The organism is Pseudomonas sp. NPDC089530, from assembly GCF_050280705.1.
Classification (GTDB): domain Bacteria; phylum Pseudomonadota; class Gammaproteobacteria; order Pseudomonadales; family Pseudomonadaceae; genus Aquipseudomonas.
Window position 1 is genome coordinate 1 of record NZ_JBNNVU010000132.1, and the last position, 10,436, is coordinate 10,436.

The following is a 10,436-nucleotide window of genomic DNA, read 5'->3' on the forward strand; positions in this document are numbered from 1 at the left end:
CTACGGTTCGCATGTTCCGTAGGAGCGAGGCTGGCCCGCGATGCTTTTTGTGCACCGAAATGGTGAGCCTGCACTGCCGAAAGGCTTGGCCAGGCGGGGGATTCGCGCCCGAGCGGCCGCGCCCTTTCTGGAAAAAACCATCCGTAAAACGGCGAAAACCCCATGAACCGGGGCTTTCAGCTTGACCCTGAAAATAACTGAACCGTTTAAGCCTGAATTGGCACGCGCCCTGCAAACAAGATCACGAGCGCAGTCGCTCACCCGTTTTGGGGACCTTGGTACAGGCAGGCCGAGCATCCCCCTCTTTACACCCGGAGCCCCTACCGCTCGCAGCGACGGGCTCCAGCCGTTTCGGGAACCCTGGTACAGGCAGGCCAGGGCTTCCCTCTTTAACACCGGGCCCGGCGCACTCAGTGCCAGCCCACGCTTTTGGGGACCCTGGTACAGGCAGGCCGGGAATCCCCTCTTTTATTCCTCCCGGAGGCGGACCTCCAGGCGCCAGCGCCCATCGACCTCGCTGCCCGACCATTCGGCGTGCAGCGCCCGGGCCGCAACCACGTTAAGCAGCAAACCTTCCTGCGCCGCCCGCACCCGCCAGTTGGCATCCTTGTCGTTGATCTTCAGCTGGCCCTTCTGCGCCCGCCCCTCGGCCTCGAACAGCAGCGCCACAGAGCCGTCGATGTGCTCGCCATGGACCTTGGGCTCGTTGTTGAACCACACCACCAGACCATCGGGCTCGACCTGCACCTGCTGCAACTCGGTGGGGTCCGGGTTGGTGAGGCGACCGATCATCAACCCGAGCATCACGCCAACGATCGCCAGCGAGCCGAACACTCGCAGCATTAGCTGCGGCTTGGGGTCGGCTTCAGGCGTAGAATGCGGCCTGTCTTTTTCTTCGGAGCCGTGCATGTTTCACGTCATCCTTTTTCAACCAGAAATTCCGCCGAATACCGGCAACGTAATCAGGCTGTGCGCCAATAGCGGCTGCCACCTGCATTTGATCGAGCCGCTGGGTTTCGAAATGGACGACAAGCGCCTGCGCCGGGCCGGCCTCGACTATCACGAGTATGCCACCCTGCAACGCCATGCCGACCTCGCCAGCTGTCTGGAAAGCCTCGGCCATCCGCGCCTGTTCGCCTTCACCACCAAGGGCTCGCAGCCCTTCCACGACGCCAGCTTCGCCGAGGGCGACGCCTTCCTGTTCGGCCCCGAAAGCCGTGGCCTGCCCGCCGAAGTGCTGGACGCCCTGCCCAGCGAACAACGCCTGCGCCTGCCCATGCGCGAAGGCTGCCGCAGCCTGAACCTGTCCAACACCGTGGCGGTGGCCGTCTACGAGGCCTGGCGCCAGCTGGGCTTCAAATAAGCTCCTGCTTCTGTAGGAGCGAAGCTTGCTCGCGATGAACGATAACGCGGTGTTTCAGGCGTTTCGCGTCGCCCCTATCGCGGGCAAGCCTCGCTCCTACCCGAAGGTTTCACCCAGCCATGAAAAAAGCGCCGTCAAAGGCGCTTTTTTCATGGGCGGGCAAACCGCTTATTGAACGGTGTTTTCGCCAGCGGCCTGCAGGCGTTGCAGCTCTTGCGCGTACAGCGCGTCGAAGTTCACCGGCGCCAGCATCAGGGCCGGGAACGAGCCGCGGGTCACCAGGCTGTCCAGGGCTTCGCGAGCGTACGGGAACAGGATGTTCGGGCAGAACGCGCCCAGGGTGTGGCTCATCGAAGCGTCGTCCAGGTTCTTGATCAGGAAGATACCGGCCTGTTGCACTTCGGCGATGAACGCCACTTCTTCACCGTTTTTCACGGTGACCGACAGGGTCAGCACGACTTCGTGGAAACCTTCTTCCAGGGCCTTCTGACGGGTGTTCAGGTCCAGGCCGACGCTCGGCTCCCACTGCTGGCGGAAGATCGCCGGGCTTTTTGGAGCTTCGAAAGACAGGTCACGCACGTAGATGCGCTGCAGCGAGAATTGCGGTGCGGATTCGTCTTCGGTCGCAGCGGTGTTCTGTTGGTCAGTCATCTCAGATCCTTCTTGATCTCGGGTCTTGTAGGGTTTGCTGAACGGGGTGGCCGGTCAGGCCGCGAGCAGCGCGTCGAGCTTGCCGGCGCGCTCCAGGGCGAACAGATCGTCACAACCGCCCACATGGGTGCCGCCGATCCAGATTTGCGGCACGGACGTGCGCCCGGCCTTCTGGGCCATTTCGGCGCGGACCTGCGGCTTGCCGTCGACCTTGATCTCGTCGAAGGCTACGCCTTTGTTCTCGAGCAGGTACTTGGCCCGCGAGCAGTAGGGGCAGTAATCGCTGGAATAGACGACGACAGAAGCCATATCACTTCACCAGCGGCAGGTTGTCGGCTTTCCAGCTGCTGACACCGCCGGACAGCTTGGCGGCGGTGAAGCCGGACTTCATCAGCTCGCGGGCGTGGGTGCCGGCGTGCTGACCCAGGGCGTCGACCAGGATGATGGTCTTGGCCTTGTGCTTTTCCAGCTCGCCGATACGGGCGGCCAGTTTGTCTTGAGGGATGTTCAACGCGCCGACGATATGGCCCGCGGCGAATTCCTTGGACGGACGGATATCGATCACCACGCCCTGCTCGTTGTTGACCAGCGCGGTCAGTTCACGGGTGCTGAGGCTGCGGCCGCCGCGGCTCAATTCATGGGCGATCAGCAGGGCCAGCAAGATGACGAAGGCGCCGACGAGCAGATAGTGTGCGGTGGCGAATTGAATCAGGTGAGCAACCATCAAGGAGGTTCCAGGGCGTTAAAATGTCGGCCAGTATACACAGCCCTCCGGGCCGGCCAAACCCCGCCCGGCGGTGACGCCGATTGAACTTGGCTTTAAACTGCCACTCCCTTTTTCAACTTCTCCCAATCCAGCCACGAGTGGAATCTATGACTACCACGCCTAAACCTTTGGTCCTGATGATTCTGGATGGCTTCGGTCACAGCGAGAGCCCGGAATCCAACGCTATCTATGCGGCCAGGAAGCCGGTACTCGACCGCCTGTACGCCAGCGTGCCGCATGGCCTGATCTCGGGTTCGGGCATGGATGTCGGCCTGCCGGACGGGCAGATGGGCAACTCCGAAGTCGGCCACATGAACCTCGGCGCCGGCCGCGTGGTGTACCAGGACTTCACCCGTGTCACCAAGGCCATCCGCGATGGCGAGTTCTTCGAGAACCCGACGATCTGCGCCGCCGTGGACAAGGCCGTGGCCGCCGGCAAGGCCGTGCACATCCTCGGCCTGCTCTCCGAAGGCGGCGTGCACAGCCACCAGGACCATCTGGTGGCCATGGCCGAACTGGCCTTCAAGCGCGGCGCCGAGAAGATCTACCTGCACGCCTTCCTCGACGGTCGCGACACGCCGCCGAAAAGCGCCGCCTCGTCGATCGAACTGCTGGATGAAACCTTCAAGACCCTGGGCAAGGGCCGCATCGCCAGCCTGATCGGCCGCTACTTCGCCATGGACCGTGACAACCGCTGGGACCGCGTGGCCCAGGCCTACAACCTGATCGTCGACGGCAAGGGCGAGTTCAACGCCGCCACCGCTCAGGAAGGTCTGCAGGCCGCCTACGAGCGCGGCGAAAGCGACGAGTTCGTCAAGGCCACCACCCTCGGCGAGCCGGTGACTGTCGAAGACGGTGACGCCGTGGTGTTCATGAACTTCCGCGCCGACCGCGCCCGCGAGCTGAGCCGGGTGTTCGTCGAGGACGGCTTCAAGGAATTCGACCGCGCGCGCCAGCCGAAACTGGCCGGCTTCGTCATGCTGACCCAATACGCGGCCAGCATTCCGGCCCCGTCGGCCTTCGCCCCGGGCAGCCTGGACAACGTGCTGGGCGACTACCTGGCGAAAAACGGCAAGACCCAGCTGCGCATCGCCGAAACCGAGAAATACGCCCACGTGACCTTCTTCTTCTCCGGCGGCCGCGAAGAACCGTTCCCGGGCGAAGAACGCATCCTGATCCCGTCGCCGAAAGTCGCCACCTACGACCTGCAGCCGGAAATGAGCGCCCCGGAAGTCACCGACAGGATCGTCGACGCCATTGAAAACCAGCGCTACGACGTGATCGTGGTCAACTACGCCAACGGCGACATGGTCGGCCACAGCGGCGTGTTCGAGGCCGCGGTCAAGGCCGTCGAGTGCCTGGACCTGTGCGTCGGCCGCATCGTCGAAGCCCTGGAGAAAGTCGGCGGCGAAGCCCTGATCACCGCCGACCACGGCAACGTCGAGCAAATGTCCGATGCCACCACCGGCCAGGCCCACACCGCGCACACCAGCGAACCGGTGCCGTTCATCTATTTCGGCAAGCGTGACCTGAAAGTCCGCGAAGGTGGCGTACTGGCCGACGTGGCGCCGACCATGCTCAAGCTGCTGGGCCTGCCGCAGCCGGTGGAAATGACTGGCACTTCGATACTGGTCTGATATTAAAAAGACCCAATAATGAGCCGGAAACGGCTTTTTATGACGAACGCCTCAAAGCAGTTGGCTTTGAGGCGTTTTTTTTGCAGCGAGGGGCGGGCATACTAGGCCGTCCCTTTCCCTGGTGTCGCCCGCCTCTATGCTTCGCGCCCTGATTGCCCTCGCTCTGACCTGCCTGCTCCAACCGGCCTTCGCCGACGAGCGCGCGCAAACCCAACAGCAGTTGGACGCCACGCGTCAGGACATTGCCGAGCTGAAGAAGCTGCTGGGCAAGTTGCAGGAAGAGAAATCCGGCGTGCAGAAAGACCTGCGCGGCACCGAGACCGAGATGGGCAAGCTGGAGAAGCAGGTCGAAACCCTGCAGAAAGAGCTGAAGAAAAGCGAATCCGAGCTACAGCGGCTCGATGAGGAGAAAAAAAAACTCCAGAGCGCGCGCGTTGAACAGCAACGACTGATCGCCATCCAGGCCCGCGCGGCCTACCAGAATGGCCGTCAGGAGTACCTCAAGCTGCTGCTCAACCAGCAGAATCCGGAAAAATTCGCCCGCACCCTCACCTATTACGACTACCTGAGCCAGGCCCGCCTGGAACAGCTGAAGAATTTCAACGAAACCCTGCGCCAGCTGGCCAACGTCGAAAAGGAAATCGGACTGCAACAAGCCCAGTTGCTGGTGCAGAAAAGCAGCCTCGACACCCAGCGCGACGAACTGGACAAGGTCCGCAAGGAACGCCAGTCGGCCCTGGCCAAGCTCAACGACGACGTGAAGGCCCGTGGCGACAAGCTCAAGGCCCGCGAGCAGGACCAGGCCGATCTGGGCAAGGTGCTGAAAACCATCGAGGAAACCCTGGCCCGCCAGGCCCGAGAGGCAGAAGAAGCGCGGCAGAAAGCGCTGATCGCCCAGCAGGAAGCCGAAAAAAAGCGTTTGCGTGAGGCCCAGGCCCAAGCCGATGCCGGCGACAGCCCGCGCAAGCCGCCCCGAGCCACGCCCGGTCCCCTGGTTTCCAGCGCCGGCGCCTCCTATGGAGGCCCTTTTGCTTCAGCCCGGGGCAAACTTCCATGGCCGGTCGATGGTCGACTGCTGGCCCGCTTTGGCGAAACCCGCGGCGACGATGCCCGGACCAAATGGGACGGGGTGATGATCAGCGCCTCGGCCGGCAGCCAGGTACATGCCGTGCATGGCGGCCGCGTGGTGTTCGCCGACTGGCTGCGCGGCGCCGGCCTGCTGGTGATTCTCGACCACGGCAACGGCTACTTGAGCCTCTATGGCCACAACCAGACACTGCTCAAGGAAGCCGGCGATATCGTCAAGGCCGGCGAGTCCATCTCCACTGTGGGCAGCAGTGGCGGCCAGGACACACCTGCGCTGTACTTCGCTATTCGCCAGCAGGGTCGCCCAAGCGACCCGGCACAATGGTGCCGCGTGCAAGGATAAGCGCGCCATTTCATTCAGGAGTTCGTTCGACATGCTGCATTTGTCCCGCCTCACCTCGCTGGCCCTGACGATCGCTCTGGTGATCGGTGCGCCCCTGGCGTTCGCCGCCGAAACCGCTCAATCGGCAGCCGCCACGACCGCCAAGGCGCCATTACCGCTCGAAGAGCTGCGCACCTTTGCCGAGGTCATGGACCGGATCAAGGCCGCCTATGTCGAACCCGTCGACGACAAGACCCTGCTGGAAAACGCCATCAAGGGCATGCTCAGCAACCTCGACCCGCACTCGGCCTACCTCGGCCCCGAGGACTTCGCCGAGCTGCAGGAAAGTACCAGCGGCGAGTTCGGCGGCCTGGGCATCGAAGTCGGTTCCGAAGACGGCATCATCAAGGTGGTGTCGCCGATCGACGACACCCCGGCGTCCAAGGCCGGCATCCAGGCCGGCGACCTGATCGTCAAGATCAACGGCCAGCCGACCCGCGGCCAGAGCATGACCGAAGCCGTGGACAAGATGCGCGGCAAGATCGGCCAGAAGATCACCCTGACCCTGGTGCGCGACGGCGGTGCGCCGTTCGACGTGACCCTGGCCCGCGCCACCATCCAGGTGAAGAGCGTGAAGAGCCAGCTGCTGGAGTCGGGATACGGCTACATCCGCATCACCCAGTTCCAGGTCAAGACCGGCGAAGAGGTCTCCAAGGCCCTGGCCAAGCTGCGCAAGGACAACGGCAAGAAGCTCAACGGCATCATCCTCGACCTGCGCAACAACCCGGGCGGCGTACTGCAATCGGCGGTGGAAGTGGTCGACCACTTCATCACCAAGGGCCTGATCGTCTACACCAAGGGCCGCATCGCCAACTCCGAACTGCGCTTCTCCGCCACCGGCAAGGACGAAAGCGAAGCGGTGCCGATGGTGGTGCTGATCAACGGCGGCAGCGCCTCGGCTTCGGAAATCGTCGCCGGCGCCCTGCAGGATCAGAAACGCGCGGTGCTGATGGGTACCACCAGCTTCGGCAAGGGCTCGGTGCAGACCGTGCTGCCGCTGAACAACGAACGTGCGCTGAAGATCACCACCGCGCTGTATTTCACGCCGAACGGCCGTTCGATCCAGGCCCAGGGCATCGTGCCGGACATCGAGGTGCGCCGCGCCAAGATCACCAACGAAGCCCAGGACAACGAATACTTCAAGGAAGCCGATCTGCAAGGTCACCTGGGCAATGGCAACGGCGGCGCCGACAAGCCGACTGCCTCGGGCAGCAAGCCCAAGCCGATGCCGCAGGACGATGACTACCAGCTGGCCCAGGCCCTGAGCCTGCTCAAGGGCTTGAGCATCACCCGCAGCAAGTGATGGAACCCGTCGCGAGCAAGCTTCCTGCAGGAGCGAAGCTTGCTCGCGATAGCTCCCCCATGACCGCCACACACCTCCAAGGCCTTACCCGCACCTCATGATGACCAACCAACGCCAACCCTCCACACGGTTGCCGTGGAGGCTCATGATCGGGCTTCTGTGCCTCCTCGCCGTCAGCGCGCCCCAGGCCGCCGAACCCACGCCACGCAAGGCCTACCTGAGCCTGATCATCGACGATCTCGGGCAGAACCTGCCCCGCGACCGCCGTGTGCTGGCCCTGCCGGGCCCGGTGACCACCGCGATCATGCCCGATACGCCCCACGCCGCCGAATTCGCCCGCGAAGCCCACCGCGCCGGCAAGATCGTCATCCTGCACATGCCCATGGACCCGGCCACCGGCCCCTTCGCCTGGCACCCCGATCTGCCCATCGAAGAGCTGGAAAGACGCCTCAATGCCGCCTTCAAGGCCGTTCCCTACACCCGTGGCATCAACAACCACATGGGCAGCCGCATGACCTCCCAGCCCCAGGCCATGGCCTGGCTGATGGCCGAGCTGCAGCGGCGCCACAAGTTTTTCGTCGACAGCCGCACCAGCGCCAGGACCGTGGCCGCCGCCGAGGCACAGAAGATCGGCCTGGCCAGCGTGTCCCGCGACGTGTTCCTCGACGACGAACGCACCGAGGCTGCTATCGCCGGCCAGTTGCAGACCGCGATCGACCTGGCGCACAAGCAGGGCTCGGCGGTGGTGATCGGCCACCCTTATCCACAGACCCTGGCCGTGCTCGAACGCGAACTGCCCCGGCTCAAGGCCCAGGGCATCGACTGGATCGATATCGAGTTGATGATCAGTGTGCGCAGCAACAAGGCCATGAGCGGGCATGGCAAGGATGGGGTTTACCGCTGAGGTTTGGCGTTGGCCATTGCAACCCATCGCGGCAAGCCTCGCTCCTACAGGATTGCACGTGCCTTGTAGGAGCGGGGCTTGCCCGCGATAGCGACCCCAGTCTACTTACAGATAGCGGCCCATGATCTCTTCCACCACACCTTCCTGGCGCAGCTGGTCCAGCGCGGCCTGCAGCCGGGCGACGGTTTCGTCCGGCACCTCTTTATTCAGCGCCAGGTACAGCTGGGTGCTGTGGAAACGCAGCACGGTCTTGAGCCCGGTCACGCCGGCCTGTTTGGCCAGGTAACGCCCGGCGGGGTCGCCGGTGGCCCACAGGTCGATCTGGCCATCGACCAGTTTCTGCGCGTTGTCCTGGTCCTTCAGCACCACCTGCAGCTTGAGCCCCTGCTTGGCCAGGGTCTCGGCGATGGCGTCGCCCTTGTAGGCGCCGATCCGGTATTTGCGTGCCTGCTCCAGGGATTGCAGGGCAATCTTGCTGTCATCCCTGGCCAGCAGGATCCAGTCGTCCGGGCCGATGGGGCCGACCCATTTGAACAGCGTTTCCCGATCCGGCAGCCGCGCCATCACGAACACGCCGTACCCCGGCTGCTCCAGGGCGAGCTTGTAGATGCGCTCCCAGGGAAAACGCAGGGTCAGGCTGTAATTGATCCCGGCACGCTTGAACATTTCGCGGACGATATCCACGGCAATGCCGTCGATATTCTCGCCCTGGGCGAAGTTCTTGCCATTCCTGGCCATGTTGTAGGGGGGGAAGTTTTCCGTCAGCAGCACCAGGGAAGTGCCGGACGTTTCCGCTGCGCGAGCGCCGGCGGCGAAGAGAACCGAAGCGCTGGCAAGTACAAGGAGAAGACGTTTGAACATGACGGGCTACCGGAATCCATGGCGTGCCCAAGAGTGCCGCGAGCCCGCCATGCTGTCCAGTGGCTAGTAGCTAGCGCACCACGATGCCGCGGTGGGCCATGTAGGCCTTGGCCTCGGGAACCGTGTATTCGCCGAAGTGGAAGATGCTCGCCGCCAGCACCGCGCTGGCGTGGCCTTCGATGATGCCGTCGGCCAGGTGCTGCAGGTTGCCGACGCCGCCGGAAGCGATCACCGGAATGCCCAGGGCATCGCTGATGGCGCGGGTCACGCCCAGGTCGAAGCCGTTTTTCATGCCGTCCTGATCCATGCTGGTCAGCAGGATCTCGCCGGCGCCCAGGCCTTCCATCTTCTTCGCCCACTCCACCGCGTCCAGCCCGGTGGGCTTGCGCCCGCCGTGGGTGAAGATCTCCCAGCGCGGGGTTTCGCCCGGCCCGGACACCTTCTTCGCGTCGATGGCGACGACGATGCACTGGGAGCCGAAATGCTCCGCAGCCTCGCCGACGAACTCGGGGTTGAACACCGCCGCGGTGTTGATCGAGACCTTGTCCGCGCCGGCATTGAGCAGGTTGCGGATGTCCTGCACAGTGCGCACGCCGCCACCCACGGTCAGCGGGATGAACACCTGGCTGGCCATGCGCTCGACGGTGTGCAGCGTGGTGTCGCGGCCATCGACGCTGGCGGTGATGTCGAGAAAGGTAATCTCGTCCGCACCCTGCTCGTCGTAGCGGCGGGCGATTTCCACCGGGTCGCCGGCGTCACGGATGTTCTCGAACTTGACGCCCTTGACCACCCGGCCGTTGTCCACGTCCAGGCAAGGGATGATGCGTTTAGCCAGCGCCATGGTGAGTCCTCAGCCTTGGTAGGAGTCGCAGAAGGCTTGCGCCTCGGCGACGTCGAGGGTGCCTTCGTAAATCGCCCGGCCGGTGATGGCGCCGATGATCCCCGGAGCCTTGGCGTCCAGCAGAGCCTTGATGTCGCCCAGGTTGTGGATGCCGCCGGAAGCGATCACCGGGATCCGGGTGGCCGCGGCCAGGGCTGCGGTGAAGGGCACGTTGCAGCCCTGCATCATGCCGTCTTTGGCGATATCGGTATAAACGATGGCGGACACGCCGTCGGCTTCGAAACGCTTGGCCAGGTCGATCACCTGCACCGAGCTGACCTCGGCCCAGCCGTCGGTGGCGACGAAACCGTCCTTGGCGTCCAGACCGACGATGACCTTGCCCGGGAAGGCGCGGCAGGCTTCGGCGACGAACTCCGGCTCCTTCACCGCCTTGGTGCCGATGATCACGTAGCTCACGCCCGCCTTGACGTAGTGCTCGATGGTTTCCAGCGAGCGGATGCCGCCGCCGATCTGGATCGGCAGGTTCGGGTAGCGCTTGGCGATGGCGGCAGAACCCTGATGTAGCGTCTCTCCTCCAGACGTTTGATTTCTTCTGAGGAGAGGAAAGTTGGAGCGGACTTGCCACCGCTATCGACCCAAGCA

The 10,436-nt window shown here is 63.8% G+C and carries 12 protein-coding genes and 1 pseudogene; 6 read left to right on the forward strand and 7 right to left on the reverse strand.

Annotation, left to right across the window (positions count from 1 at the left end):
- Positions 1-468 precede the first annotated feature (468 nt).
- Positions 469-909, reverse strand: coding sequence for a hypothetical protein (locus tag ACQKQA_RS28150; RefSeq protein WP_427564493.1), 441 nt, complete (start codon positions 907-909; stop codon positions 469-471).
- Between ACQKQA_RS28150 and trmL the strand changes: the two genes are divergently transcribed.
- Together trmL and ACQKQA_RS28160 are read left to right on the forward strand one after the other, a co-directional pair.
- Entirely contained in the window at positions 908-1,363 is a 456-nt protein-coding gene (gene trmL / locus ACQKQA_RS28155; protein WP_427564494.1) for a tRNA (uridine(34)/cytosine(34)/5-carboxymethylaminomethyluridine(34)-2'-O)-methyltransferase TrmL, read from the forward strand. The two genes, ACQKQA_RS28150 and trmL, sit on opposite strands and share 2 nt — an antisense overlap.
- Before the next feature lie 25 nt (positions 1,364-1,388).
- Positions 1,389-1,538, forward strand: coding sequence for a hypothetical protein (locus tag ACQKQA_RS28160; RefSeq protein ID WP_427564495.1), 150 nt, complete (start codon positions 1,389-1,391; stop codon positions 1,536-1,538).
- Here ACQKQA_RS28160 and secB read toward each other — a convergent pair.
- Genes secB through ACQKQA_RS28175 form a run of 3 tightly spaced genes read right to left on the reverse strand, consistent with a single transcriptional unit; the run spans position 1,532 to position 2,738 of the window.
- On the reverse strand, positions 1,532-2,014 hold the full coding sequence (gene secB / locus ACQKQA_RS28165) for a protein-export chaperone SecB (protein ID WP_124323308.1): 483 nt from the start codon (positions 2,012-2,014) through the stop codon (positions 1,532-1,534). The genes ACQKQA_RS28160 and secB overlap by 7 nt on opposite strands.
- 54 nt (positions 2,015-2,068) lie before the next feature.
- Positions 2,069-2,323: a glutaredoxin 3 gene (gene grxC, locus ACQKQA_RS28170; RefSeq protein ID WP_427564496.1), complete on the reverse strand. Its 255-nt coding sequence runs from the start codon at positions 2,321-2,323 to the stop codon at positions 2,069-2,071.
- A 1-nt stretch (position 2,324) separates the two neighbouring features.
- On the reverse strand, positions 2,325-2,738 hold the full coding sequence (locus ACQKQA_RS28175) for a rhodanese-like domain-containing protein (RefSeq protein ID WP_427564497.1): 414 nt from the start codon (positions 2,736-2,738) through the stop codon (positions 2,325-2,327).
- Positions 2,739-2,887: 149 nt separating this feature from the next.
- Here ACQKQA_RS28175 and gpmI point away from each other — a divergent pair, with 149 nt between their 5' ends.
- From gpmI to ACQKQA_RS28195, 4 genes are all read left to right on the forward strand, one after another.
- Positions 2,888-4,417 (forward strand): 2,3-bisphosphoglycerate-independent phosphoglycerate mutase, encoded by a 1,530-nt coding sequence (gene gpmI, locus ACQKQA_RS28180; RefSeq protein WP_427564498.1) that lies wholly within the window; start codon positions 2,888-2,890, stop codon positions 4,415-4,417.
- Positions 4,418-4,553: 136 nt separating this feature from the next.
- Positions 4,554-5,846 carry a peptidoglycan DD-metalloendopeptidase family protein gene (locus tag ACQKQA_RS28185; protein WP_427564499.1) on the forward strand — a complete coding sequence of 431 codons (1,293 nt, stop codon included), beginning with the start codon at positions 4,554-4,556 and terminating at the stop codon, positions 5,844-5,846.
- Positions 5,847-5,877: 31 nt separating this feature from the next.
- Positions 5,878-7,188 (forward strand): S41 family peptidase, encoded by a 1,311-nt coding sequence (locus ACQKQA_RS28190; RefSeq protein ID WP_427564500.1) that lies wholly within the window; start codon positions 5,878-5,880, stop codon positions 7,186-7,188.
- Between the two features lie 145 nt (positions 7,189-7,333).
- Positions 7,334-8,092, forward strand: a complete 759-nt coding sequence (locus ACQKQA_RS28195) for a divergent polysaccharide deacetylase family protein (RefSeq protein WP_427564501.1) — start codon at positions 7,334-7,336, stop codon at positions 8,090-8,092.
- 105 nt (positions 8,093-8,197) lie between these two features.
- Here the strand turns inward: ACQKQA_RS28195 and ACQKQA_RS28200 are convergent, their stop codons facing one another.
- The 3 genes and pseudogenes from ACQKQA_RS28200 to ACQKQA_RS28210 form a co-directional block, all read right to left on the reverse strand.
- The gene (locus tag ACQKQA_RS28200) at positions 8,198-8,953 is read right to left on the reverse strand and encodes a substrate-binding periplasmic protein (RefSeq protein ID WP_427564502.1); all 756 of its coding nucleotides are present in this window, start codon (positions 8,951-8,953) and stop codon (positions 8,198-8,200) included.
- A 70-nt stretch (positions 8,954-9,023) separates the two neighbouring features.
- Positions 9,024-9,794 (reverse strand): imidazole glycerol phosphate synthase subunit HisF, encoded by a 771-nt coding sequence (hisF, locus tag ACQKQA_RS28205; protein WP_427564503.1) that lies wholly within the window; start codon positions 9,792-9,794, stop codon positions 9,024-9,026.
- A gap of 9 nt (positions 9,795-9,803) precedes the next feature.
- Positions 9,804-10,340 (reverse strand): annotated as a pseudogene (locus tag ACQKQA_RS28210) (HisA/HisF-related TIM barrel protein); the annotation flags it as partial.
- Between the last annotated feature and the right edge of the window lie 96 nt (positions 10,341-10,436).

Bases quoted from the DNA above. Each gene is read 5' to 3' on its own strand.
- hisF (WP_427564503.1), bottom strand. From the start codon at position 9,794: ATGGCGCTGGCTAAACGCATCATCCCTTGCCTGGACGTGGACAACGGC.
- ACQKQA_RS28195 (WP_427564501.1), top strand. From the start codon at position 7,334: ATGATCGGGCTTCTGTGCCTCCTCGCCGTCAGCGCGCCCCAGGCCGCC.
- gpmI (WP_427564498.1), top strand. From the start codon at position 2,888: ATGACTACCACGCCTAAACCTTTGGTCCTGATGATTCTGGATGGCTTC.
- ACQKQA_RS28185 (WP_427564499.1), top strand. From the start codon at position 4,554: ATGCTTCGCGCCCTGATTGCCCTCGCTCTGACCTGCCTGCTCCAACCG.
- grxC (WP_427564496.1), bottom strand. From the start codon at position 2,323: ATGGCTTCTGTCGTCGTCTATTCCAGCGATTACTGCCCCTACTGCTCG.
- ACQKQA_RS28150 (WP_427564493.1), bottom strand. From the start codon at position 909: ATGCACGGCTCCGAAGAAAAAGACAGGCCGCATTCTACGCCTGAAGCC.
- ACQKQA_RS28190 (WP_427564500.1), top strand. From the start codon at position 5,878: ATGCTGCATTTGTCCCGCCTCACCTCGCTGGCCCTGACGATCGCTCTG.
- secB (WP_124323308.1), bottom strand. From the start codon at position 2,014: ATGACTGACCAACAGAACACCGCTGCGACCGAAGACGAATCCGCACCG.
- trmL (WP_427564494.1), top strand. From the start codon at position 908: ATGTTTCACGTCATCCTTTTTCAACCAGAAATTCCGCCGAATACCGGC.
- ACQKQA_RS28200 (WP_427564502.1), bottom strand. From the start codon at position 8,953: ATGTTCAAACGTCTTCTCCTTGTACTTGCCAGCGCTTCGGTTCTCTTC.
- ACQKQA_RS28175 (WP_427564497.1), bottom strand. From the start codon at position 2,738: ATGGTTGCTCACCTGATTCAATTCGCCACCGCACACTATCTGCTCGTC.